Here is a 24,700-nt window from a genome sequence, read left to right as displayed (position 1 = left end):
GAAATCTTTGTATACCTTTACTAGTTATTAGTACATATCAATTGGAATAAATGATATTACTCGTTAAGTATAATGTTCGTACTGCCAAAGGATTGAGAATCGTATGTGACGATTACTGTACCTTTACTAATAGGTTCGTAAGGTAATTCTTCTTCATAATTACCATTATTTTTATTGTGAATAGAAAGTGTGATTTCATCAATTTCTTTATTTGTATACTGATCTTTAATCGTTTCAGCAATTTGAAGTAGCGCTTCGTAACTAGAAGCTTCTGTAATAAGCATTCCTTTTATAACCTTTTTTTCATTTTGTGTGGAAGAGGAATAAGGGATGTCATTTTGTTTTGTATACAGAAGTTCGTATGGAACTGTTTTTCTTTCTGCTTTTGAAATGTTTGAATATTTTAGAGTTAAAAGAAATCCTATACATAAAATTATGCATACCATAAGAACAAACCAAAAACGTGTCAGTGATATAATTCTCATTATCATCCCTCTTTCATGTCTTTGTCTTCACTATTTATCATACAAAAAGAGAATTAAGCTAAAGTAAATTTGAAGTAAAGAAACGTAAAGAAGGAGTACTTATCCTCCAAAATAAGTACTCCTTTTTATTAAAAGAGAGATTTAACATACAATCAAAATAATACAAATTACTATAAATCAAATATTCTTGGTCTTTCAAAAATAAGATAAAAACTAAAAGTTAGTAAATTCGGAAGACTGATAGTGTAGCTGTTGTGTCACCAGTGTTAGGAATAGAAATAGTATTTGCTGTAGGTTGTACAGCAATTGTTGTACCAGCTTGTAAAGTAACGATTGTAGAGAAAGAAACAGCACTACCGATAACGTTAGTTGAAAAATTACGAGTAGGTGGTTGACCGTTGAATGAAATACCGAACCCAAATGGTGAAGAACCTGGGAAGGTTGTAGATGCTGAGAAACTAATATCGTATACTCCTGTTTCTAGAACAGTTAAAGTATCTGAAGTGTCGTTAAAAGTTATATTATTTAATTCGAAAACTTGATTGAATTGGATGTTTGTTCCAGGAGATATAGTTTGTGGATTAGAATTTCCTATTGCTGCTATAGTTACAGGGATTGGTGTGCCCGCCGGTCCAGTAGCGCCAGTAGCCCCACGAAGTCCTTGAGGTCCAGTAGCGCCGGTAGCGCCAGTAGCCCCACGAGGTCCTTGAGGTCCAGTAGCGCCGGTAGCACCAGTAGCCCCACGAAGTCCTTGAGGTCCAGTAGCGCCGGTAGCACCAGTAGCCCCACGAAGTCCTTGAGGTCCAGTAGCACCAGTAGCGCCAGTAACGCCACGAAGTCCTTGAGGTCCAGTAGCACCGGTAGCGCCAGTAGCCCCACGAAGTCCTTGAGGTCCAGTAGCGCCGGTAGCGCCAGTAACGCCACGAAGTCCTTGAGGTCCAGTAGCACCGGTAGCGCCAGTAGCCCCACGAAGTCCTTGAGGTCCAGTAGCACCGGTAGCACCAGTAGCCCCACGAAGTCCTTGAGGTCCAGTAGCACCGGTAGCGCCAGTAGCGCCTCCACCAAGGCAACCAGAGCCATATTTAACTAAAATGGTTTGGATTTCTATAATCAGCTTAATAAGTTTGTCTATAGTACAGCAATTAACTTTAAATAATTTAGCGATATACAGTAAAAAATTAAGCAGGCTTTGTAGTTCAACGTATAATGCTCCGCACGAGAAAGGTTTTGTTTTTAGAATAGTTAATAGGTGAGTAATAATAGAAGTTCCGATTTTTTCTTGTGCAGGTGATAAGTCTAAACATTTGAGGAATTTTTGTAGATTATCTAGGGTAGCTATAAGTTTATCAATATTACTTTGGGAAGGATTTTGGAATATATCTTTAATATTTTGTCCAAGAGCTTGAAGGATTTTAATAAATTCTTTAAGTTCAGATTTAGAGATGTTAATAAAACTACAAGCACGGACTTCGCAACAATCGTTACCGAAGAATACTTTCCCTCTATTTTTATTGTTCATCTTTTCATTCCTTTCTTTTATAGAATAAATAGTCTCAATATAATAAAATGAAAATAAAACTAAATTCGTGATGGACAAACTACTATTTCAAAAAAAATAAGGGTTTTACCTACTTAGTAAGGGGAATTAAAGAGATTGAAGGATTTCTATCTAGCAAAAGGCTGATTAGTTAGGGTTAATCAGCAGTAGGAGATGCAAAAAACGCTGATTAAAGTTTCATTTTGTATAGTTTTTTAGGAAAATGATGAGTTAAACAAAAACAGTGGGGGCAGTTTTTAACTGCCCCCACTGTTTTTGTTTATCGACACTTTAATTATCTTTTTTGGGCAACGAGGGGATAGATATTGTAAAAGTTGTCCCACTGTGATCACTAGAAACTTTTAACGTACCGTTATGATTTTGAATAATTTTCTTCGTTACTGATAATCCCAGCCCCGTTCCTGAGTCTTTTGTAGAGAAAAACGGATCAAATATATATTCTTGAATAGCTGGAGGAATGCCGGTTCCATTATCTTTGAAAGTAATACGAACAAAATTATCTAAGCGATAACTAGTAATTTGAATAGAAAGAGGTTCTTCACCTTGAGCATCGACAGCATTTTGAAATAAATTTAAAAAAACTTGCACGAGTTCATGGCGATCAATATTGACGAGTACGCCATCTAATTCCGTAGAAAAATCATAGTCAATAGAAATGTTATGCAAAAAAACTTCACTAGCAAGTAGTTGTTGAATATATTCGCGTAAAAACGTATTGATCCGAAAAGGTTCTCTAGTAAATTCACGCGTTTTTGAAATGGCTAAAAATTTTGTGATAATACTATTTGCACGATCTAGTTCAGGAATGAGTAGACTTTTAAACAATTCTTTATTGGATGGAGAAACGCTATCTTGTAGAAATTGCAAGTACCCACGTACCGTTGTAAGGGGATTTCGTACTTCATGAGCAATCCCAGCTGCGATTCGTCCTGCTAATGAAAATTTTTCTGCATCACGTTCTGTGTTTAAATAATGGAAGACACTAATAACTCTAAAAATCTCTCCGTTATAATCCCGAATAATTCGATTGTTTAAAATACCATAGTTTTTGTCTAACACTTCTTCATTATATATTTCTGTTCCTGTTCTTAATGTTTCAATCGCTTTAATTTGTTCTTCTGGCAAGTTTAGTAATTGTTGAATTGGCTTTCCAATTATATCATTTCGTACTACACCAAAATCATCTGCTGCAGCTTGATTACATAAAGTTATATTTCCTTTACTATCAACAAAGGTGACATGATGTGAAAAAGCATCAAAAATATGAACAAAGTATGTTTCAAGTTGTTCAAATAAAAATAATGAATCGCAAGTAAGTTGAAAATCAGCCTTTTTATTCTCTTTTTGTATGTTTTGAATAGAATGAGTCGTTCTCGTTTTCTTTATTTGTAAACCAATATGTGGATTTTTGTATGTGAAATGATGTGGTAATTGATTCACAAGCTCTTCATATAACCGCACTTTATTTTCTAGTTCTTCTATTCGTTTTTCATAAGATACAATACCATCGTTTGGAAGCATAAATAAATAACCCCTCAATTTAAAAATTCTTCCATTTAGTATATCATATTTTTATACGGATACTCTTAAAGAAAGAGCTACTTTGTGAAATTGGTCGGATGGTATTTTTGTGAAGTAATATAGAATGAGTGTAGGCTGAAGTTGAGAAGGGAGGAATTCGTTTGCTTTTTATTGGAGTAACGGGATGGGGAGATCATGATTCTTTATATATAAATCCCTATGAAAATAGAAATAAATTGCGAACTTATAGTGAACATTTTCCCATTGTGGAAGTAGATAGTTCATTTTATGCGATGCAACCTGCGCGGAATTATACAAAATGGGCGATGGAAACGCCGAAAGATTTTTCTTTTATAGTAAAAGCCTATCAAGGAATGACAGGACATATGAAAGGGGAAATCCCTTTTTCTACGTTCGATGAGATGTTTGATGTGTATAAACAATCCATTCTTCCTTTAATAGAAGCGAATAAATTAAAAATGATTTTATTTCAATATCCACCATGGTTTGATTGTAAAGTGAAGAATGTAGATTTACTTCGATACACGAAAGAAAAAATGGAAGATTTACCGTGTGCAATAGAATTTCGAAATCAAACATGGTTTTATCCAGAAATGAGAGATAAGACGTTACAGTTTTTAGAAAAAGAAAAATGGATTCATACAATTTGCGATGAGCCTCAGGCAGGAATAGGATCAGTACCACTTGTATTAGAGGCAACAAACTCGGACATGGCGTTATTACGTTTTCATGGCCGAAATGTTCATGGTTGGCTGGATAAAGGGGAAAATTGGAGAGCGGTTCGCTGTTTATATCGCTACAACAATAAAGAACTAGAAGAATGGGTAGAGAGACTAGAGCAATTAAAAAAGAAGACAAAGGGCATATATGTACTATTTAACAATAATTCGGGCGGAGATGCAGCGGATAATGCGAAACAGCTTATGAAAATGATGAACATTACATATGGTGAGCCGAAGCCTGAGCAATTAAATTTGTTTGAATGATGATAAACAAGAAAGGCACTGTACAAACAGGGGGAATGTACAGTGCCTTTCTATATGAAAAAGAGGGGTAACAATGTTACTGAGCGTTTGGTTGATTCATCAATTGTTGGCTTCGTAATAAATGATAATGGTTATCATTATCATTGTCAATGGTTTTTCGGAAAATAAGTAAAAAACTTTTTATCCTGCTATTTGTGGGCAGTAAAACTCCTACCTCAAAATTCGGCTGGAGCAAAGAAGTTAGGTGGGAGCCCCGCTGCCCGTAAACGCCTTCACTTTATATTTTAAATAGTAATAAAAAAAGAACAGCAATTACTGCTGTTCTTTTCCATTGATGATTTGTTGTAAATCAAAAGGAGTTATCGCTTGGATAAATTCCTTTGAGATAAGCGTTTGAACGAGAGTGCTTTCAGAAATAGTAGCACCCGTTTTCTTTTGATAAGCTTTCTTTAATAAATCAAGTTTTTCAGCCGTTTCTTTCGGTAATTCAATTGTTAATGTGTTCATAATTTCTCCCCCTTACTATTAGAGTACCACTACAGTATAGGAGAGACAAGAAAAGAGAATATGAAACATAAAAAAGGTTACCAGATTTATAAATGGTAACCTTTTTTATGTATAAGAGTTATTAAGCAATACCGATATACTTTAAAGTTTTTGATGGAGTACTGTGGTCAAAGAAGTGTTGTAAAAATGCGATATCAACACCTGATTTGTATGCACAATAGCCCCAAGTTTTTCGAAGTGTATGTGAGCTAATCCCTTCTAATCCAACTTCTTTTGCAGCTTTGTTTAAAATGTACCATGCATGCTGTCTCGTAATAGACTTTGTCCCTTTTTGAGACTTTAATAATGGCTCATTACGTTTCCAAGTTTTACGTTCTTTCATGTAGTCTTCGATTGCGTGCTGTAAGTCTTCATTTACAGCAAACCATTTATGTTTCTTTACTTTTTCATTGTAAAATAAAATGGAATGGCGAACATTTTCGTCTTCATCAATTACATCACTAACTTTTAATTGTAAGATTTCACTTACTTTCAAGCCAGAATTTACAGCTAATACGAATAATAAGCCATCACGTTTCGAAGATTGTAAAAGTATATTTTTGATAGTTTCTAATTGTTTTTCGTTTTGAATTGGTTGTCCTGCTTGTTTCATTTCACGCACTCTCCTCTTTTGTATGTGTAAAGGAAAGGATTAACTTGTTTCTAACTATAAAGGGAGAGTGTGAATTTCATGTGAACTCCTAGTGAAATTAAGACAAATTATTTGACTTCTTTTACTTTTTGTAAATTAAAATAAAATACAACACTATTAGTTGTATTATACACACCGTATTCAGCGCGGTGTAAGTCTAAAATGTTTTTTACAATAGATAACCCAAGGCCGGTACCTCCAGTATGACGGCTACGAGAAGCATCTAAACGGTAGAAGCGATCCCAAATTTTTTCAAGACTTTCTTCTGGAATAGGATTGCCTGTGTTTTCAATTTCGATTTTCACTGTATCTTCCGTTTCTACAACAGAGACGTGTATTCTTTCACCATCTGGAGTATATCGAATTGCATTGCTAAGCAAGTTCACAACTACTTGCTCAATACGGCTACGATTTGCTTTAACAAATAGAGAAGAGTCAGCGTGGATGTCCACTTGTAAATGTTTTTCCTCCATGCTAAATAATAATTTTGTATAGACTTGTTGAATTAATTCACCGATTGAGAATGTCGACATTTCTAGTTTGTACGTACCAGATTCAAGTTTTGCTAATTCTAACATTTCAACAATAAGCCTGTTCATATTTTCTGTTTCTTCTAAAATAACATTTGTATAATATGTCGTATCTTTACTTACGCCATCTTGTATACCTTCAGCGAAGCTACGAATAACACTAAGCGGTGTTTTTAATTCATGAGATACACCAGAAATGAATTCTTTTCTCGTTTTTTCCAATTGACGTTCACGTTCAATATCTTGTTGTAATTTTGTATTGGCAACATTTAATCGGTCGATTCGATCTTTTAAATTTACAGAGAGTGTATTAATACTACCTGATAATCCACCAATTTCATCATCTGCTGCAACAGGTAACTTCTCGCTAAAATCAAAGTTGGCCATTTTTTTTGTAACACGATTTATCTTAATTAATGGTTTAACGATGATTTTTGAGTAGTAGAAGGATAACAAAATAATAACGAGAAACACGATAATTAAGGCATAGACATAATAATCTTTTAAAACGAGCATCGCTTCATTAACAGGTTGTAAAGATGCTATCGCAAAAGCGTATTCCTTAATTTCTCCGTTTTTCATAATAGGCTTTACAAAGACACTGTTTTTTATATTTTCCCCACTATCTAAAATATACGTGTTTAATTGATTTGAATTAGAAGTACCTTGCCTAATAGTTCTTGCAAAATATTGAACAGCTTGTAATGTTTCAAAATCCTTTGCAAGACGAATCTCAGTCTTGGAAGGAAGCTGTAATTTAGATATTATCCCAGTGAACTCGATTGGAGAACCCGTAGTATCATATCGATTTTTAAGTTTATTTTTAGATGGATTACCACTAATGGATTGAAAATCTGAATTGAATTGTTCATTTACCCATCTAGTATTATTAGTTATTAATTCTTGAGGTGTTATTATATCATTCGGTCGGAGTAGTCCGTCTACATAAATTATTCCATCTTTTTTTAATCCTAAGTTTACGAATTTATTATATTCTTCAGGTGTTAAAAGGTTGTTAAGGGGGATGGAATAGGTTTTATTATTTTTAGGGTTAATCACATCAATGGAAAAACTGTAATCACTTTTAATAATCCCGTTAGAATCTAAAAATTGGATTTCAGCATTTGTTTTATCATGAAATTCTTGTTTTAATTTTCTAGTGTCCTCAAAGTCTTGGGCGCTTTTTTCGTAATTATCTACGAATTTTTCAAAAGCCGTTTGAACGGTTTTTACTTTCTTATTAATATAAAACTTCTCTAAAAATAGAGATTGTCCAAGGAAAAAAAGGAGAAATATAATTGTAAATAAAGTTGACGTTAATAAAAATAGTTTAAAGACGATGCTTCTGTTCTTCACTGTTTCACCTCGTATGAAAAATACTGTAATTTAAATGATTTCTTAATTATAACAAAGGTTACAAAAAAGTAGAGGGGAGAAATCTGTCTCTCTCTAAAGTAGTTTTTTATAGAAAGTCACATAAAGAGAAGGTGCGGTGACTGTCGAAGTATTGTAGCATAAAAAAGAACTCGCCAGACGTATGACGAGTTCTTTAGTGTACTATTGCTGAATTGCTGCATCTAAAGCGATTTCAATCATTTCGTTAAATGTAGTTTGACGCTCTTCAGATGTTGTTTCTTCACCAGTGAAGATATGGTCGCTTACCGTTAATACAGATAATGCATTTACACCGTATTTAGCTGCTAATGTGTAAAGAGCAGTTGTTTCCATTTCTACTGCTAGTACACCGTAATCTCCAAGTTTTTTAACCATGTCCATGCTTTCACGGTAAAATACATCTGCTGTTAAAACGTTACCAACACGAACGTGTAAGCCTTTTTCAGTTCCAGCATCGTAAGCTTTCTTTAAAAGGTCAAAGTTTGCAGCTGGTGCAAAATCAAAACCAGGGAATGTTAAACGGTTCATATTAGAATCCGTACAAGCCGTCATCGCAATAATAACGTCACGTACTTTTACGTCTTTTTGAATGGCACCGCAAGTTCCAACGCGAATTAAATTTTTAACTCCGTAGCTTTGGATTAATTCGTTTACATAAATAGAAATAGAAGGAACACCCATACCTGTACCTTGAACAGATACGCGTTTTCCTTTATAAGTTCCAGTGAAACCTAACATACCACGCACGTTATTATAGCAAGTAACGTCCTCTAAAAATGTTTCAGCAATATATTTTGCACGTAATGGATCACCAGGTAATAGAATAGATTCAGCGATTTCGCCTTGTTTTGCTTCAATATGTACACTCATGAAAAGTCCTCCTTATTATGTATTGATAGAAATCAATATCATTTGCATTATACACTACGAATCCTGTCAATCAAAACCTTTTTAATATTTGTAATGTGTACAAAATAGGAGGATTTCATGAATCATCATCTAGAATATATACTTAAGAGGTTTTGCATGGATAGAGACAATAAAAATGGTAGGTGATATTTTGAAAAATCTTGTCATTGGGCTTATTGCACTAGTACTTATTGTGGCAGGAGGATTTTACATAAAAAAATATCAAGAAACTGTAGAAACGACCGGAGATGTTCAAGAAGTGAAATGGGATGTGAAAAATAAAAAGGGAAATGAAAAAGCCGATATTTCGTTTCAATTGCTAAATAAAATGAATAATGAAGTTCGTGGTGTGAACGATCAAATTCGAGCAGTGATAGTAGATGGGAATTTGAAAAACATACAACAAACGAAGCCTATATTTGCTGGAAATGGATCGTATAAGCTTTCTTCAGATGTAGCGAAAGGTGAAGAGTACACGATATTTTTGTATGAAGATGAAAACAAGTCCGTAGAATCATTTTCCGAGAAAAATTTTGGTGAAGAAAAAAAGGAGAAAAACAAGGACAAGAATAAAAAGAAACTACCTGTTGATACTGTACTTACAAAAAATATAGGAGAGCATCAAGTGTCTCTTTTATTTGGTGCATTACACCCGAATGAGGCAACAACATTAACATTTCAGTTTCAAGCGAAAAAGGGAGAAAAGCTGAAATTAAATTCAGGGAGAGGTGAAGTCAACGCTCTTTATATCGTTGAGGAGACGAGGGAGCATTTTTTATACGCCATTCCTGTTGATACGGATGAACAATTACAATATAGAATTACATTTCCTGAAGAAGGAACATATAAAATATGGGGAGATTTCTATATAAATGGTAAGAAGTATACAAAAGAGTTTAGTATACAAGTGCAAAAAAGAAAAAACAGCTAAGTACTTAGCTGTTTTTTCTTTTTCCTATTAATTTTGTTACAGAGAGCATTGTAATTGGTAAAGAATGATTCTTTCGAAATGCTAAATATTTTCCACTCCATGCAGGTTTGTATTTTTCTTTGAAATGTCGTAAACCGCTGAAGCTATATGTGTAACGAACGTTATTAAATATTGCAGCGGCAACTCGTTCAGACCAGAACGATTGCGTTGATAAACCGACATTTGAGAGTGGTGCCATACCAATATTAAAGGAATGGTATTCATTTTCTTTTGCCCAGTGGAACAGGTGGATAAAAATTGCATCCATGATGCCGCTAGGAGCGTCTGGATAATAACGCATTAAATCAACAGATAATATGCCATTTTGATATACTGGCATAAAGGTTGTAAAGGCAATTATTTTACCTTCTGCATCAGATAAAGTAGCGATAGGGGCACGGCTAATATACTCACGATCGAAGTACCCAAGTGAAAATCCTTTTTCTTTTTTTCCGCCAAGCCAAGCATCAGACACTTTCTTTAATTCCTCGTATAATTCGTCTGAGAATGGTGGCTCATGAATAGAGAATGTATAACCTTCTCGTTCAAAACGGTTGAAAGTAGCTCGCATACCAGCACGTTTTTTCCCTGTTATTGTAAATGTATTTAAATCAACGACAGCCTCTTCGCCAAGTTTAAAGAAGTTATAGCCGAAATCATGGTATAAGCTCATCCATTTACTTTCAATTTGATAAAATACGCAAATATACCCAAATCGATCAGCTTCAGCTAAAAATTCTTGTAACACAGTACGGTAGGAGGATGGATCACCAATTGGATCACCAAGTACAACAAGACGTTTCCCAGTAATTGAAAAGAGAAGAAGTGCTTTTCCATCACTACTAAAGAAGAACTGTTTATCTCCTAAAAAACCTAAATGACTAAGTACATTCCCGCCATGTTCCTCTAAGAAGTTTTCTAACCTTTTATCATTAGCTGGTTGCCCGGGAAATTCACTACGATAACGATTGGCAATTAGTGAACCGATAAGTAAAAAAGTGGGAACGAAAAAGGCGGCTGCTAATGCACTTCGTTTAACCTGTGTAATATTTCGAACGACAAAATCGGGTTGGAATGCTTCTTTTGCGCCTGCAAATAAAATGCCTAAGTTTTTATATAAATATAACGTAAGCAATAAGAAGATAAATACTTTTACGATATCAGAAAGAGAGACTTCCATTTTCTCGCGTACAAATCTTTTACGAAGCATATACAACACAGCAAGTACGATTAATAAAATAAAGGTTTCTTCAATATCAATTCCTTTTAGGGTATTAAAGATTGCTGCTCCAATTAAAGAAACAATCGTCATATAGTAAGAACGCTTTGTTCCGTAATATATTCCTCGCGAAAGAATCAGGAGGAGAATACCGAATGTTAATGATAAGCTAAAAGAAAATTGAATAAGGTGCTTGGGAGCTAAAATATGTAAGGCGTGAGCTCGGTTAATACTAGTTGGTAATATTGTTGATAGAATAACCATCAAGCCAGCGAAGACTGTTAAAGCGGCGGATGCCCATGAACCTAATTTCCCTAGAAAATCACGTTGTAAAGTCCAAATTACACCAGTTGTTTCTAATGCAGGTGCAATAAATGGTTTATCTTCAATTTTTTTAATGGCTGCTCCTGTCATTTCAAAGGCTGCAAAAATGAGACCAAGGCAGAATGGTAAGATGTAATAGACAAGGCGATATAATAACATAGCAGGTAGTAATACACCTGTATCAATACCGTATTGTCCGAGTCCAGTTATGAAAACAAGATCAAATGAACCAAGGCCACCCGGGACAAGACTTACGACACCGGCTAAAGCTGCAATTACATAAACACCTAAAAACTTTTGAAATTCAATATCAATTCCAAACAATATTAAAATGACGTACATAACGATACCAGCAGATACCCACTCAACTAATGAAACTAATGAATATAAAACAGTTGGATTTTTCTCTTCTTCTTCATCCTCTTGTCCGTCTAGCTGTTTTGTTTTTCTATTTTTAATTTTAGAAAATCCAATATATATAGGAACGAAAAGAGCAAAGAAGATAAGAACAGGCCATAACCACGGTTTTTCATGCAGAATAAAACTAGTGTCTAATATTCCAATAAGGCCGAGGAACGAGAGAATGGCTAATCCGTTAATAAAAGCGGTTGTCATCCAAGCGATGCTTTTAATAAGTTTTCCATTATCTTTTATATGCGGACGATATAACATTGTACGTACACCAGCACCAACAAGACCACCAAAACCGATAAATCCATTTAAAGTGTTTGCAATCCATGAGATGCGGAAAATCTTTTGTACAGGTATATCGGCTTTTAAGTAACGAAGCATAACAAAGTCATAAAAGAACATTGTTGAAACGGCAAATGCACCGAGTGTAATCGCTAAAAATACTCCACCAGTTGGAATGTTTTTAATTGTTTCAATCGCTTCTAAAAAAGAAATGCCTGCTAATTCTTTTTTGGCCTGAAAGAAAACAATTGTTAAGACAACAAATGGGAAGAGTATTTTCCCGATTTGTAAGAAACGTTTCCATGAAAACGACATAAATACAACTCTCCTTGTGTAAGAAAACTGAGACAATAATATTATTATGACAAACTTCAAGAAAAATAAAAAGGTAAATTCCTGTATAGGGAAGCTATTTTTTATATAGGGTATACTTAAAAGAATATTTCGTTTATCAGAAAATTAGGTTAAAATAAGGTGGAAGAAGGAAGAGAGGGGAAGTTGATGATTATAATAGGTTATGCAGGATATGAGTTAGAAAAAGCAAAACCGAATACATCAGAAGATTTTTTTAATAGATCTGAAGTGACATATGTATTAAATAATCAAGAGAAAACCTTTTCTGTCTTATATGTTAGATATTTTGAAGAAATAGTACAAGAAATTACCCCTTTTGAAGGAAATCCAGTTTATAAAGTAGAAGAACAAGACGTATATTTACGAGATATTGTAGCAATCGCTTGTTTAGTGAACAATAAAGAGCTACGTGCGCAGAAGCGCTTGTATCTCAATGAAGTAACAGACTTTCAACGATACTTTGACGAAGGAACAGTGGTGAAAGTACAAGAAATATTAGCTGAATTACATAAAAATAAAAGAGTAGAAATAGCGTAAAACGGCAAAGGAGAGAGAAGCCATGTCTAATTTGATGGTTGAAAATCAAACAGAACAAGTTTCTATATTTTTAGAAGATGTTATTTCCTTAATAACTAATTATGTAAATTATCATACGTTACCTTCTTTATTGGAGGAAACACCAACAGGAAACGAGCAATATTATAAAGGGATATTAGGGTCAATAAGAAGACTTCTTGTTTTTTGTGAAGAAGGACTTGATGCATGTTTTGTTTTGCTGAATAGCCAGCCATTTCGAAAGACAGCAGCTGAAAAAGTTTTATATAAGATTTATCATCAAGTAATTGCAGAGTTTTTTTCGCCAAAGAATGATCATTGGTATGAAAATAGTCGTTCCGCTTATACAGGGAAAAATTCTATTGTTTTTCAGCAAACACCACCTGGATCTATAGAACGAATGATGAAGGATTTAGAAGGAAAATTTCAATTGATGCGTGAAGAACTAGAATATTATGAGACAGATTATCAAACAAAAATGCTGCACAAATATTAATTAAGGAAAAGAAGCTAAGGACACTTAGCTTCTTTTCCTTTTGTCCAGTTATATAAGGGATTTTAATTGAATATAGTTAAAGTGGATAGTATCAAGGAGGTGTGACATGAGTCAGCAAGGTGTATTTACAGATTACTTTCATGAAGTAGAAAGCTGGTGTGAAAGTGTTCTTCAAGTATTAGATAGCCGTGCAATGGAAGTGTACGATGTCCATATGCTTGCTTATAAAATTCAAACGTTATTAGAGCGTATGAAAGAGCATGAATACGACACAAATGCCGAGTTTATGTATGAAATAAGTGATGATGTAGAACATATTCAACACCATTTACAGGAAGTATTTGTGCAAGAAGGAGAGGAATATGAACTATGTGAAAGAGGGGATAGCGAACGAGCTGTTCCGATTGGGGGGCATACACTCCCACCATTACCTTATCCATATAATGCGTTAGAACCGTACATTTCACGAGAAATTATGATGTTACACCATGATAAACATCATCGTAGTTACGTGGAAGGATTAAATAAAGCAGAGAAGATGATGGAAGAAGCGAGAAAAACAAATCAATTTGATTTAATTAAGCATTGGGAAAGAGAAGCAGCTTTTCATGGATCAGGTCATTACTTACACACGATATTTTGGAATAACATGAAAAAAGATGGTGGTGGAAGTCCGAGAGGGGCTTTTTCACAACAAATTGAGCAAGATTTCGGAAGTTTTTTACGTTTTCAAAAGCATTTCACGGAAGCCGCTTCTAAAGTGGAAGGTTCAGGATGGGCGATTCTTGTATGGGTACCCCGTTCAGGAAGGTTAGAAATTTTGCAAAGCACGCTTCATCAATTGTTTACACAGTGGGATACGATACCACTCCTTGTACTTGATGTATGGGAACATGCGTATTATTTACAATATCAAAATCGAAAAGATGAATATATTAAAAATTGGTGGAATGTTGTAAATTGGCCTGATGTAGAAAAGAGATTTGAAAGTGCAAAGCAAATTGAATGGACGCCGTATTAGACGCATATCCCATGCGTCTTTTTTATTGGAGGTGGAAGGAAGATTTCGTTCATATTTTAAAAGGCCAAGCATACACTTGTACAAAAAGTGCCAAAAGGACGTGGGGGGAAATATGAGACGAATTTGTATAATAATTACGCTAATTATAATGTACGCAAGTGTTATGCCGATTCCTACATATGCAAAATTGAACGGTGGTGTCAGTGCTCGTAACGCAGTTTTAATGGAACAGCAATCTGGTCGTGTACTTTATGGGAAATTAGAACATGAGCCACAAAAAATTGCTAGTATAACAAAAATTATGACAGCATTGTTAGCTGCTGAATCAGGAAAAATGAAAGAACTAGTATCGGTTAGTAATGAAGCAGTACGAGTAGAAGGATCAGCAATTTATTTAAAACCTGGACAAAAAGTGAAGTTAGAAGATTTAGTCTACGGGTTAATGCTTAGATCAGGTAATGATGCAGCACAAGTAATTGCTGAAAATGTGGGAGGGAGTATAGAAGGGTTCGTATATTTAATGAATGAAAAAGCGAAAGAAATCGGAATGAAAGATACGCACTTCTCAAACCCGCATGGCTTGGATGGGGATGGATCGCATTATTCGTCGGCTTATGATATGGCATTATTAACGAAATATGCAATGGGGAACGAGACCTTTAAGAAAATTTTTGGAACAAAAACGTATAAATCAGATTCTTGGGATTATCCATGGAAAAATAAACATAAGCTTGTGACATCTTATTATGAATTTGCAACAGGAGGAAAGACAGGTTTTACGAAGAAAGCAGGACGGACACTTGTTACAACAGCTTCAAAAGATGGACTAGATTTAATTGTCGTAACTTTGAGTGCTTCTAGTGATTGGGATGATCATATGAATTTGTTTGACAAAGGTTTTGAACATTTCAAGCAAACTACAGTTTTAGGACAAGGAGCGTTAGCTGAAATAAATGAAAAGAAATACGCCAATCATGTTTATACGAAAAATAGTTTTTCTGTTCCTTTAACTGAAGAGGAAAGAAAAAGCGTGTTATTAAAAGTTGAGCTCGATAAAAGTGCAAAACTTACGGATGGGGTAAAGATTGGAAAGACCGAAATTTATGTAGGAAATGAGAAAGTTGGAGAACGTAATTTGTTTTACAGTAAACGAAAGTTAGTAGCTACAACGGGAATGTATTGGAATAACGTAAAAGAAATCTTTTCTTATATGATAGGTGTTGGGATAGATGGTTAATCTCGTCTGGGCAGCGATGGCAGTCATAGGGATTGTGTATGCCATGATAAACGGAACGATGGAAGAAGTAACTAAAGCTGTATTTGAAGGGTCAAAAGATGCGGTAACGATTTGTATTGGACTTATTAGCGTTTTAGTATTTTGGCTTGGCTTAATGAAAATTGCAGAGGAAGCAGGGTTGTTAAAAAAGTTAGTTACACTTTTTATGCCGATAGTAAAAAGATTGTTTCCAGAAATACCGAAGGATCATCCGTCAATGGGATTTATTCTATCAAATATGATGGCGAACTTTTTTGGACTAGGTAATGCAGCAACCCCTCTTGGTATTAAAGCGATGGAACAACTGAAAGAGTTAAATGGAGGGAAGGATTCGGCCAGTCGCTCTATGGTGACGTTTCTAGCATTAAATACATCAGCTATTACTTTAATCCCTACTACAGTCATTTCGATTCGAATGACCTATGAATCAGCAAATCCTACTGAAATTGTTGGCGTAACATTTATAGCACAAGTGTTATCGATGATCGGAGCAATTTGGATTGACCGCTATTTTTACCGAAGAAGGAGTAGAAAGGGGCGGAAAAAATGAGTATTGTAAATACAATTTCATTATGGGTAATCCCTTGTGTAATTGGTTTTATCCTTTTATATGGCACGATAAAGAAAGTTCCGACGTATGAATCGTTCGTAGAGGGCGGAAAAGAAGGAATTCAAATTGCAGTTTCCATTTTGCCGTTTATGGTAGGAATGCTTGTATCTATTTCTATTTTCCGGGCATCGGGTGCTCTAGATGCGATGATATCGGTAATGAAGCCGATGTTAGATTTAATTCATGTACCAGCCGAAATTGTCCCACTTGCACTTATTCGTCCGATTTCTGGCTCTGCTGGTTTAAGTATTACGACTGATTTAATCGCTACATATGGGCCAGATTCGTTTATTGGAAGATTAGCTTCAACGATGCAAGGTAGCACAGATACGACCTTTTATATTTTAACAGTATACTTTGGGGCTGTTGGTATTAGAAAAATGGGAGACGCATTAAAGGTAGGACTTTTTGCAGATTTAATCGGAATTATTTGCTCGATTGTGTTTGTTTCTCTATTGTTTCAGTAATGCTATTCATTTTTTGCGCTATTTCGCTTATAATACGTATACGACCACTATTAACGTGTAGTTTAATAGTGGTTTTTTTATGCGGTATTTTTGACAAAATGATGAACTTTTATTGTGAGAAATATGAAAAATATGGACAATAATAAAGGGTAAAAACATGATTTGCCCTTTATATGTTTATTATCATCGCTATGTTGTTTAAGTGAGAAGGAGCGAATAGCCGTAAAGCGTATGCGGTTGCCAAGTCTTTCTAATGTAAGGTAAGATAAATTCGAGGTGAAAAAAAGAAATGGAACGATTACAAAAAGTGATTGCGCAAGCAGGTATTGCATCGAGAAGAAAGGCTGAGGAATTAATTCAGCAAGGAAAAGTGAAAGTTAATGGGAAAATAGTGAAGGAGTTAGGAACAAAAGTAACTCCTCAAGATAAAGTAGAAGTAAATAACATCCCTCTTGAAAAAGAAGAACCTATTTATTTTTTACTATATAAACCAACTGGTGTAATTTCGAGTGTATCAGATGATAAAGGAAGAAGTGTTGTAACAGACTTTTTCCCTGAAATCAGACAACGTTTATTCCCAATCGGGCGTTTAGATTATGATACGTCTGGCGTATTATTGATGACAAACGATGGAGATTTCGCCAATGTATTAATGCACCCGAGATATAAAGTTGAAAAAACATATGTTGCAAAAATTAAAGGGCCATTAACAGGTGAGAAAATTCGCATGTTAGAGCGAGGTGTTATGTTAGAAGACGGGAAAACAGCACCAGCAAATGTGAAAATTACGTCTTGGGACAAGCGTAAAGAGACGGCAATTGTACAATTAACGATTCATGAAGGACGTAACCGTCAAGTACGTCGTATGTTTGAAGCGTTAGACTGTAAAGTAGTAAAATTAAAGCGTGAACGTTATGCTTTCTTAGAAGTAGGAAGTCTGCGACCTGGTGATGCGAGAGAATTGACACCTCATGAGGTGAAACAATTACGCGCACTTGCTTCTACAAAGCCAAGATAAGTTATAGAGTTAAAATTTCACCAGTGGAGTACTCTGCTGGTGATTTATTCAATACAACATTTACAGAAGAGAATACATATCATTTACCGAGGAGAGGAGAGGTAATATGAAAAAAAATCGCTTATTATTTCGCGTTATTATTCTGCTCATTTTAAGCGGTGCTGTAGGATTTACACTTTATCAAGGATTCTTTGCTGATAAAGAGAAAATGCAAATTGGAAAAGAAGCACCCAACTTTGTTGTGACAGATTTAGAAGGAAAGAAAATTGAATTAAAAGATTTAAAGGGAAAAGGTGTATTTTTAAACTTTTGGGGCACTTGGTGTAAACCTTGTGAGAAAGAAATGCCTTATATGAATGAACTATATCCAAAGTATAAAGAAAAAGGCGTTGAAATTATTGCGTTAGATGCAGATGAAACGGATATTGCTGTTAAGAACTTTGTGAAACAATATGATTTGAAATTCCCAGTTGCTATTGATAAAGGAACAAAAATCATAGGCACATATGGGGTAGGACCATTACCGACAAGCTTTTTGATTGATAAAGATGGAATAGTAGTCGAACAAATTATAGGTGAACAAACGAAAGAACAGTTAGAAGGATATTTAAAGAAGATTACTCCGTAATAAAGAAAGCCTTTACATAAGAGGTGCTTACCTATAGCGCCTTCGGTTTAAAAATTCTGAGTATTGCGGTAACTCGAGGTTAGAATATACAATAGTACATATAGATACAGGGGCGGTGAGAGTGTTGAAAGAAATTAAGTGTGAATGTGGACATGTTAATCCAATAGGAACTGTTTTTTGTGAAGCTTGTGGGAAACCATTTGAAAGCAATGAAAATATAAAACTATTGGATATGCGCTATGAGGGGAGTGCTCGGAGATCTCTCACGCAAACAAAAACGATAGTTGATAAAATTTGGAGCTTTTTCTCTTCTGTAAAAGTGGGTGTATGGCTCATTGTAATTACTTTAGCTGCATCGGCGATTGGAACTATTTTTCCGCAAGAAATGTACATAACTCCAGGGATTGCACCAGCTGAATATTATAAACAAGAATACGGATTTTTAGGGCAATTGTACTATCAATTAGGATTTAATAATTTATACGGTTCATGGTGGTATATGATTTTAATCGCTTCAATTGGTATTTCACTTGTGATATGTAGTTTAGATCGTGTCATTCCCCTTTATAAAGCTTTAAAGAAGCAAGGGGTGAAAAGACACCCTAGCTTTTTAAAGAGGCAGAGATTATACGGCACTGGTACACCGCAAGATGGTGATTTGGAAAGAGTCCAAATGAATTTAAAGAAAACGAACTATAATGTGAAAGTGGAAGACGGAAACATTTTAGCTGAAAAGGGACGGTTTTCACGCTGGGGTCCATATGTGAATCATATAGGTCTCATTATCTTTTTATTCGGTGCAATGCTCCGTTTTTTACCGAGTATGTACGTAGACGAAGCACTTTGGTTACGTGATGGCGAAACGAAAGAAATACCGGGAACGCATGGTCAATACTATTTAAAAAACGAGAAATTTATAAAGGAAGTTTACGATAAAAGTAAGGACAAGGAAGTTTTTGATGAAGCAATTGACCGTGTAGGTGATAAAATGATTGTGAAAAATTTCCAAACAAATGCTGTATTGTATAAAGCAGTCGGCGAGAATATAGCAGGACAAAAACCGAAACTGGAAAAAGTAAAAGAAGCGGAAATTCGAGTGAATGAACCACTGAAATTTGATCAATTTGCTGTTTATCAGGTGGATTACAAAGAAAGTGAATTTAAAAGCATGTCCTTCCATTTGCAAAACAAAGATAATAATCAAAAGTGGGGACCAATTAAAGTGAATTTAGCAGACCCTACAGAAAAATACGATTTAGGAAATGGGTATTCTCTAGAATTATTAAGCTATTTCCCAGATTTTTATTTTGATGAGAATGGAAGACCAAATACAAAAACGAAATTACCAAACAATCCTGCATTTGTGTTTAAAATGTTTACGCCAGAAACACCAGATGGTGAAGTGAGTTTTGTTGGAATTCAGCAAAATATAGAACCTGATGGAAATAATAAGTATAAAATGTCCTTTGCAGGTGTGGAAATGCAAAATGCAACAGCGCTTACTGTAAGGAAAGATTTAACACTTTGGATTCTTGGTATAGGTGGATTTATATTTATGGTTGGTGTGATTCAAGGTATGTATTGGAATCATCGCCGTATTTGGATACAACGTGTTAATGATGAATGGTGGATTGCAGGCCATACGAATAAAAATTGGTTCAGTTTAAAGAAAGATATTGAAAGAGTACTAGAAGGAACAGCGATTCCACAACCAAACGATAAAATGAATGATAAAAAAATTAGTTAAGGTGGGGAAACGATATGGTGCAAATAAGTAGTAATTTTCTGTTCGCTGCGTTCATCTTATATTTAATTGCAACTTTATTTTTTGGAGGAGCAATTAAAGAAAAGGGTAATAAATGGGCAAATATAGGAATAACGATTACAATTTTAGGGTTTATTGCACAAACAGTATATTTTGTTACAAGATGGATTGCATCAGGGCATGCGCCAGTTAGTAACTTTTTTGAATTCGGTACATTTTTCGGCATGATGCTTGTCGGAGCATTTATTGTCATGTATTTTATGTACCGTGTAAGTATAATCGGATTATTTGCATTACCAGTTGCTCTTTTATTAATTGCTTATGCGAGTATGTTTCCAAGGGAAATATCTCCGCTTATTCCATCTTTAAAAAGTAATTGGTTACATATTCACGTGACGACGGCGGCAGCAGGACAAGCGATTTTAGCAATTAGTTTTATTACGGGCGTAATGTACTTACTGAAGAATGTAGATCAATCGACAAGAAGTAAGCGAACTTTTTGGTTAGAGACAGTAGTATATACGCTTGTTTGTACAGTTGGATTTATTGCAATCACAACGGTATTCTCTAGTATGAAATATGAAGCGAATTTTCAATGGATTGATAAAAATGAACAACAAGTGGAGATGAAGTACAATCTTCCGGCTTTAGTTGGACCGCATGAAGGGAAATTAATGACAGAAAATAAATTAGAGCCAACAGTTGAAGTCCCTGCAATTGTAAATGCGAAAAAATTAAATACTGTTATTTGGTCAGTGTTAGTCGGAACACTACTTTATATTGTATTAAGACTTGTTTTGCGTAAGCGAGTATCAGCGGCACTTCAGCCGTTAGTAAAGAATACGAATAGTGATTTACTAGATGAAATCGGATATCGTTCTATTGCGATAGGGTTCCCAGTGTTTACGTTAGGAGCGTTAATCTTTGCAATGATCTGGGCTCAAATTGCTTGGACGCGCTTTTGGGGTTGGGATCCCAAAGAAGTTTGGGCACTTATTACATGGCTCTTTTATGCTGCGGTATTACATTTACGTTTATCTAAAGGATGGCATGGAGAAAAGTCTGCTTGGCTTGCAGTAATTGGTTTTGCAATCATTATGTTTAACTTTATTGTAGTAAACTTAATTATTGCGGGTTTACATTCATATGCATAGAGAAATAAAATAGGAGAGTGTATGTCACTTTCCTATTTTATTTTTGTCAACTTTTCTTCTTTTTTGAGAAAAACATGACAAAGTAGCGGTCGATTTTGTAAAATGATGTCGAGGACCAAATAGACTGTTCAAAAAAAATACATAGTTTTGGAAAAAAAATGAACAAACTTTATTATTCTTGTGAAGCATAATATGGAAAGTGAAACATTCAAAAAATATTTTGTTAAATGAGAATAAGTGCAACATTATATTGTAGAAGGGTAGGTGTGAACCGTTGCGCTAAAATGCGTAGCGGGTAGAAATGGAAAATGAATCAAGAATATTAATTGTAGACGATGAGGATCGTATTCGTCGCTTATTGAAAATGTATTTAGAAAGAGAGCAATACACAATTGAAGAAGCAGATAATGGTGATACAGCTTTAGAAATGGCCTTACAAAATGATTATGATTTAATCTTGTTAGATCTTATGATGCCTGGTAAAGATGGTATCGAAGTGTGCAAAGGGGTTCGTGAGAAGAAAGCGACACCAATTATTATGCTGACAGCAAAAGGTGAAGAAGTGAATCGGGTACAAGGGTTTGAGGTAGGAACTGATGATTATATCGTGAAACCATTTAGCCCTCGTGAAGTAGTGCTTCGTGTGAAAGCAGTATTACGCCGTGCTGTACCAACAACATTCTTTACACAAGATACAACGACAAAAGATGTTACTGTGTTCCCTCATTTAACAATTGATAATGATGCACACCGTGTTACAGCAGATGGTAATGAAGTGAATTTAACACCGAAAGAGTATGAATTACTATTATTTTTAGCGAAAGCTCCAGATAAAGTGTTTGACCGTGAGCAATTGTTAAAAGAAGTATGGCAATACGAATTCTTCGGAGATTTACGTACAGTTGATACGCATGTAAAGCGTTTACGTGAGAAGTTAAGTAAAAAATCACCAGATGCTGCGAAGATGATTGTTACCGTTTGGGGCGTTGGTTACAAGTTTGAGGTTGTGAACGACTGATGCTTTGGAGAAGTGTAGTAGGGAAGTTATGGATGACCATATTACTTCTCGTTTCGTTTGTTCTTGGATTTGTTGCGATTTTACTTTCGCAGTTTTTTAGAACATATTATGTTGATATGAGTGAAGCTAGGCTTCAAAAAGTTGCAACTAGTGTTTCAGAGCTAATTGAAGAAGGTGCCGATGTAAAAACGATTGAGAATATCGCGTACAAATTCTCTGATCCACTTTCAAGAATCATTATTGTAGAAGATGGTAAGGAGATTTCCTCTTCTCCGAAACAAGAAGGGTTAGTTACTCTAACAATAGATGATTTAAAAGAAGATAAAGAATTAGCTGCTGTATTTAAAGACAAAAAAGAAATTAAAAATAACATTAGAAAAGCTTCTAATAGCAGGAAGAATAAAAATACTGAAAATGATATTATGATCGTCGGAAAACCGGTGCAATCAAAAAATCAAAGTGCAGTGTTCGTATATGAATCATTACAAGTGCCGATACAAGGTATGGAGAGAACGACTGATTTTATTTTCTTATCGGCTGGGATTGCGATTATATTAACAACCTTCTTTGCGTTCTTCTTATCTACTCGAATTACAGCACCGCTTCGTAAAATGCGTGAGGTTGCTTTTGAGGTGGCACGTGGGAAGTTTGATGCAAAGGCTCCTATGGTTTCTCAGGATGAAATTGGTGAGCTTGCAACGGCCTTAAATCAAATGGGGAAACAGTTGAAGTTTAATATGAATGCTTTGCAGCAAGAAAAAGAACAGTTAGCTAGTATTTTGAGTAGTATGGCAGATGGGGTTATTACGTTAAATCAAGAAGGGGCAGTCGTAGTTATTAATCCACCGGCCGAACATTTCTTACAAGTGTGGCAAGAAGAAAAAGAGATAGAGCTAAGTAAAAAACTACCTTCTGAACTTGTTGAGTTATTCCATCTTGTTGTAGAAAGTGAGCAACAACAAGTTGTTGAAATTAATTTGCAAAAAGGTAACTACGTAGTTCTTATGACGCCGCTTTACAATCAAACGAAAATTCGTGGGGCTGTAGCAGTGTTGCGTGATATGACGGAAGAACGTCGTCTTGAGAAGATGCGTCAAGACTTTATCGCGAATGTATCACATGAACTTCGTACACCGATGGTCATGCTTCAAGGGTATAGTGAAGCGATTTTAGATGATATTGTGCAAACGAAAGAGGAAATTAATGAGTTTGTTCAAATCATTTATGATGAATCCGTTCGTTTAGGTAAGCTTGTAAATGAATTATTAGATTTAGCTCGTATGGAAAGTGGTCACGTAGAGTTACATATTGGTGAATTAGATATTCATCCATTTGTCGAAAAAATTGGTCGTAAATTCCAAGGGATTGCAAAGGATAAAGAAGTTCAATTAACAGTTGATTTCCAAAGCCCAATTGAACAATATCCGTTTGATGCAGATCGTATGGAGCAGGTATTGACGAATTTAATTGATAATGCAATCCGTCATACAAATGCGGGTGGACATGTTACACTTGTAATTAATACAGAAAATAGTGGCCTTACTTTTGAAGTGCAGGATTCAGGTGCGGGTATTCCAGAAGAAGATATTCCGTTCTTGTTCGATCGGTTCTATAAAGCTGACAAAGCGAGAACGCGTGGGAAAAAGGTTGGAACTGGACTCGGACTTGCGATTGCTAAAAATATTGTTCAAGGTCATGATGGAAAGATTTCTGTATCGAGTGTCGTTGGAGAAGGAACTACATTCTCTGTATATTTACCAAATCGTATAATTTAGATATATATGTTTTTTAAAAGTGATAATGAATAAAAGCTCTACTGTTTTTTATTTTTTTGTAAGTTCAATTAAATAAAGAATGGTAGAGTTTTTTTCTTTAATAATCAGTATGAAAAAGAGAGGTGTCATAATGAAATGAAACTTTATACAAAAACAGGAGATAAAGGGGAAACGAGTGTAATAGGTGGCCGAGTAGATAAAGATCATATACGTGTAGAAGCTTATGGCACAATTGATGAGGCGAATTCTCATATCGGATACGCGCTGTCAAAATTGCAAGAGGAATGTTTTCGTGACATTTATAACGAGCTTGAAAATATTCAACATGAACTATTTGATTGTGGAGGAGATTTAGCAATAGTAGAGAAGAAAATCCCCTATAAAGTAACGATAGAGATGGTCGAGTATTTAGAGAGAAGAATTGATTCTTATACAGAAGAAGCGCCGCCATTAGAACGTTTTATTTTACCAGGTGGTAGCGAGGGATCAGCTGCAATACACATTGCACGTACAGTTATAAGAAGAGCAGAACGTTGTATAGTGTCATTGCAAAAAGAAGGAGAAACCAATGACATTGTTCTAAAGTATGTAAATAGGTTATCTGATTATTTGTTTGCGGTAGCTAGAGTAATAAATGCGCGTTTACAAGTGAAAGATGTGGAATATAACCGCAGTGCACTTGTTTTTCGCAATAAAAAAGAGAAGGAAGTGGAGTAATTCACTTCCTTTTTTTGTATACTTTCTTCTGTAATAT

At 35.1% G+C, this 24,700-nt stretch carries 24 protein-coding genes; 16 read left to right on the top strand and 8 right to left on the bottom strand.

Features of this window, described 5'->3' with window-relative positions:
• Positions 1-56: 56 nt before the first annotated feature.
• The 3 genes from Q3V31_RS03995 to Q3V31_RS03985 form a co-directional block, all read right to left on the bottom strand.
• Positions 57-485 (bottom strand): hypothetical protein, encoded by a 429-nt coding sequence (locus tag Q3V31_RS03995; RefSeq protein WP_001220309.1) that lies wholly within the window; start codon positions 483-485, stop codon positions 57-59.
• A 220-nt stretch (positions 486-705) separates the two neighbouring features.
• Positions 706-2,004 carry a Gly-Xaa-Xaa repeat protein gene (locus Q3V31_RS03990; RefSeq protein WP_329762544.1) on the bottom strand — a complete coding sequence of 433 codons (1,299 nt, stop codon included), beginning with the start codon at positions 2,002-2,004 and terminating at the stop codon, positions 706-708.
• Positions 2,005-2,313: 309 nt separating this feature from the next.
• Positions 2,314-3,564 carry an ATP-binding protein gene (locus Q3V31_RS03985; RefSeq protein WP_088007688.1) on the bottom strand — a complete coding sequence of 417 codons (1,251 nt, stop codon included), beginning with the start codon at positions 3,562-3,564 and terminating at the stop codon, positions 2,314-2,316.
• 161 nt (positions 3,565-3,725) lie between these two features.
• On the opposite strand from Q3V31_RS03985, the gene Q3V31_RS03980 reads away from it, so the two are divergent.
• The gene (locus tag Q3V31_RS03980) at positions 3,726-4,571 is read left to right on the top strand and encodes a DUF72 domain-containing protein (protein ID WP_000897351.1); all 846 of its coding nucleotides are present in this window, start codon (positions 3,726-3,728) and stop codon (positions 4,569-4,571) included.
• 42 nt (positions 4,572-4,613) lie between these two features.
• Positions 4,614-4,739: a hypothetical protein gene (locus tag Q3V31_RS03975; protein ID WP_001117482.1), complete on the top strand. Its 126-nt coding sequence runs from the start codon at positions 4,614-4,616 to the stop codon at positions 4,737-4,739.
• A gap of 144 nt (positions 4,740-4,883) precedes the next feature.
• Here Q3V31_RS03975 and Q3V31_RS03970 read toward each other — a convergent pair whose 3' ends face one another.
• The 4 genes from Q3V31_RS03970 to deoD all read right to left on the bottom strand — a co-directional run bounded on the left by Q3V31_RS03970 (position 4,884) and on the right by deoD (position 8,564).
• Entirely contained in the window at positions 4,884-5,078 is a 195-nt protein-coding gene (locus tag Q3V31_RS03970; RefSeq protein ID WP_001094855.1) for a DUF3924 family protein, read from the bottom strand.
• 121 nt (positions 5,079-5,199) lie between these two features.
• Complete coding sequence (locus tag Q3V31_RS03965) at positions 5,200-5,730, bottom strand: tyrosine-type recombinase/integrase (protein ID WP_000806230.1); 531 nt, start codon at positions 5,728-5,730, stop codon at positions 5,200-5,202.
• A gap of 107 nt (positions 5,731-5,837) precedes the next feature.
• Positions 5,838-7,655 carry a sensor histidine kinase gene (locus Q3V31_RS03960; protein ID WP_000797522.1) on the bottom strand — a complete coding sequence of 606 codons (1,818 nt, stop codon included), beginning with the start codon at positions 7,653-7,655 and terminating at the stop codon, positions 5,838-5,840.
• A 201-nt stretch (positions 7,656-7,856) separates the two neighbouring features.
• Positions 7,857-8,564, bottom strand: coding sequence for a purine-nucleoside phosphorylase (gene deoD, locus Q3V31_RS03955; protein ID WP_000110707.1), 708 nt, complete (start codon positions 8,562-8,564; stop codon positions 7,857-7,859).
• A gap of 175 nt (positions 8,565-8,739) precedes the next feature.
• Here deoD and Q3V31_RS03950 point away from each other — a divergent pair, with 175 nt between their 5' ends.
• Positions 8,740-9,534 carry a hypothetical protein gene (locus Q3V31_RS03950; protein ID WP_000232585.1) on the top strand — a complete coding sequence of 265 codons (795 nt, stop codon included), beginning with the start codon at positions 8,740-8,742 and terminating at the stop codon, positions 9,532-9,534.
• A 4-nt stretch (positions 9,535-9,538) separates the two neighbouring features.
• On the opposite strand, the gene mprF is transcribed toward Q3V31_RS03950, so the two are convergent.
• A complete protein-coding gene (gene mprF / locus Q3V31_RS03945) occupies positions 9,539-12,124 on the bottom strand; it encodes a bifunctional lysylphosphatidylglycerol flippase/synthetase MprF (protein ID WP_000010885.1) in 2,586 nt (861 codons plus the stop codon).
• Positions 12,125-12,310: 186 nt separating this feature from the next.
• On the opposite strand from mprF, the gene Q3V31_RS03940 reads away from it, so the two are divergent.
• From Q3V31_RS03940 to Q3V31_RS03880, 13 genes are all read left to right on the top strand, one after another.
• Entirely contained in the window at positions 12,311-12,700 is a 390-nt protein-coding gene (locus Q3V31_RS03940; protein ID WP_000583797.1) for a hypothetical protein, read from the top strand.
• A gap of 22 nt (positions 12,701-12,722) precedes the next feature.
• Positions 12,723-13,214 carry a YpuI family protein gene (locus Q3V31_RS03935; protein WP_000067564.1) on the top strand — a complete coding sequence of 164 codons (492 nt, stop codon included), beginning with the start codon at positions 12,723-12,725 and terminating at the stop codon, positions 13,212-13,214.
• Positions 13,215-13,320: 106 nt separating this feature from the next.
• Entirely contained in the window at positions 13,321-14,235 is a 915-nt protein-coding gene (locus Q3V31_RS03930) for a superoxide dismutase (protein ID WP_097871679.1), read from the top strand.
• A 112-nt stretch (positions 14,236-14,347) separates the two neighbouring features.
• Positions 14,348-15,472 (top strand): D-alanyl-D-alanine carboxypeptidase family protein, encoded by a 1,125-nt coding sequence (locus Q3V31_RS03925; protein ID WP_001252604.1) that lies wholly within the window; start codon positions 14,348-14,350, stop codon positions 15,470-15,472.
• The gene (spmA, locus tag Q3V31_RS03920) at positions 15,465-16,061 is read left to right on the top strand and encodes a spore maturation protein SpmA (RefSeq protein WP_000247803.1); all 597 of its coding nucleotides are present in this window, start codon (positions 15,465-15,467) and stop codon (positions 16,059-16,061) included. Before Q3V31_RS03925 ends, spmA begins: the two co-directional genes overlap by 8 nt.
• Complete coding sequence (gene spmB / locus Q3V31_RS03915) at positions 16,058-16,588, top strand: spore maturation protein SpmB (protein ID WP_000029515.1); 531 nt, start codon at positions 16,058-16,060, stop codon at positions 16,586-16,588. The genes spmA and spmB overlap by 4 nt, the downstream gene beginning before the upstream one ends.
• A gap of 289 nt (positions 16,589-16,877) precedes the next feature.
• On the top strand, positions 16,878-17,606 hold the full coding sequence (rluB, locus tag Q3V31_RS03910; RefSeq protein ID WP_000440549.1) for a 23S rRNA pseudouridine(2605) synthase RluB: 729 nt from the start codon (positions 16,878-16,880) through the stop codon (positions 17,604-17,606).
• A gap of 106 nt (positions 17,607-17,712) precedes the next feature.
• Complete coding sequence (resA, locus tag Q3V31_RS03905; protein ID WP_000742204.1) at positions 17,713-18,234, top strand: thiol-disulfide oxidoreductase ResA; 522 nt, start codon at positions 17,713-17,715, stop codon at positions 18,232-18,234.
• 121 nt (positions 18,235-18,355) lie between these two features.
• Positions 18,356-19,981, top strand: coding sequence for a cytochrome c biogenesis protein ResB (gene resB / locus Q3V31_RS03900; RefSeq protein ID WP_097871681.1), 1,626 nt, complete (start codon positions 18,356-18,358; stop codon positions 19,979-19,981).
• A gap of 14 nt (positions 19,982-19,995) precedes the next feature.
• Entirely contained in the window at positions 19,996-21,153 is a 1,158-nt protein-coding gene (gene resC / locus Q3V31_RS03895) for a cytochrome c biogenesis protein ResC (protein WP_000250068.1), read from the top strand.
• Between the two features lie 301 nt (positions 21,154-21,454).
• Entirely contained in the window at positions 21,455-22,171 is a 717-nt protein-coding gene (gene resD / locus Q3V31_RS03890) for a DNA-binding response regulator ResD (RefSeq protein ID WP_000426861.1), read from the top strand.
• Entirely contained in the window at positions 22,171-23,946 is a 1,776-nt protein-coding gene (resE, locus tag Q3V31_RS03885) for a sensor histidine kinase ResE (protein ID WP_097871685.1), read from the top strand. The genes resD and resE overlap by 1 nt, the downstream gene beginning before the upstream one ends.
• A gap of 135 nt (positions 23,947-24,081) precedes the next feature.
• On the top strand, positions 24,082-24,663 hold the full coding sequence (locus tag Q3V31_RS03880) for a cob(I)yrinic acid a,c-diamide adenosyltransferase (protein ID WP_000781249.1): 582 nt from the start codon (positions 24,082-24,084) through the stop codon (positions 24,661-24,663).
• Positions 24,664-24,700 lie beyond the last annotated feature (37 nt).

Source organism: Bacillus nitratireducens (genome assembly GCF_036320425.1).
Classification (GTDB): domain Bacteria; phylum Bacillota; class Bacilli; order Bacillales; family Bacillaceae_G; genus Bacillus_A; species Bacillus_A nitratireducens.
Note: the sequence above shows the minus strand (reverse complement) of the source record. Positions and strands in the feature narration are given on the sequence as shown.

Coding starts and splice junctions, on each gene's coding strand:
- Q3V31_RS03995 (WP_001220309.1), bottom strand. CDS start 485: ATGAGAATTATATCACTGACACGTTTTTGGTTTGTTCTTATGGTATGC.
- Q3V31_RS03990 (WP_329762544.1), bottom strand. CDS start 2,004: ATGAACAATAAAAATAGAGGGAAAGTATTCTTCGGTAACGATTGTTGC.
- Q3V31_RS03985 (WP_088007688.1), bottom strand. CDS start 3,564: ATGCTTCCAAACGATGGTATTGTATCTTATGAAAAACGAATAGAAGAA.
- Q3V31_RS03970 (WP_001094855.1), bottom strand. CDS start 5,078: ATGAACACATTAACAATTGAATTACCGAAAGAAACGGCTGAAAAACTT.
- Q3V31_RS03965 (WP_000806230.1), bottom strand. CDS start 5,730: ATGAAACAAGCAGGACAACCAATTCAAAACGAAAAACAATTAGAAACT.
- deoD (WP_000110707.1), bottom strand. CDS start 8,564: ATGAGTGTACATATTGAAGCAAAACAAGGCGAAATCGCTGAATCTATT.
- Q3V31_RS03950 (WP_000232585.1), top strand. CDS start 8,740: ATGGTAGGTGATATTTTGAAAAATCTTGTCATTGGGCTTATTGCACTA.
- mprF (WP_000010885.1), bottom strand. CDS start 12,124: ATGTCGTTTTCATGGAAACGTTTCTTACAAATCGGGAAAATACTCTTC.
- Q3V31_RS03940 (WP_000583797.1), top strand. CDS start 12,311: ATGATTATAATAGGTTATGCAGGATATGAGTTAGAAAAAGCAAAACCG.
- Q3V31_RS03935 (WP_000067564.1), top strand. CDS start 12,723: ATGTCTAATTTGATGGTTGAAAATCAAACAGAACAAGTTTCTATATTT.
- Q3V31_RS03930 (WP_097871679.1), top strand. CDS start 13,321: ATGAGTCAGCAAGGTGTATTTACAGATTACTTTCATGAAGTAGAAAGC.
- Q3V31_RS03925 (WP_001252604.1), top strand. CDS start 14,348: ATGAGACGAATTTGTATAATAATTACGCTAATTATAATGTACGCAAGT.
- spmA (WP_000247803.1), top strand. CDS start 15,465: ATGGTTAATCTCGTCTGGGCAGCGATGGCAGTCATAGGGATTGTGTAT.
- spmB (WP_000029515.1), top strand. CDS start 16,058: ATGAGTATTGTAAATACAATTTCATTATGGGTAATCCCTTGTGTAATT.
- rluB (WP_000440549.1), top strand. CDS start 16,878: ATGGAACGATTACAAAAAGTGATTGCGCAAGCAGGTATTGCATCGAGA.
- resA (WP_000742204.1), top strand. CDS start 17,713: ATGAAAAAAAATCGCTTATTATTTCGCGTTATTATTCTGCTCATTTTA.
- resC (WP_000250068.1), top strand. CDS start 19,996: ATGGTGCAAATAAGTAGTAATTTTCTGTTCGCTGCGTTCATCTTATAT.
- resD (WP_000426861.1), top strand. CDS start 21,455: ATGGAAAATGAATCAAGAATATTAATTGTAGACGATGAGGATCGTATT.
- resE (WP_097871685.1), top strand. CDS start 22,171: ATGCTTTGGAGAAGTGTAGTAGGGAAGTTATGGATGACCATATTACTT.
- Q3V31_RS03880 (WP_000781249.1), top strand. CDS start 24,082: ATGAAACTTTATACAAAAACAGGAGATAAAGGGGAAACGAGTGTAATA.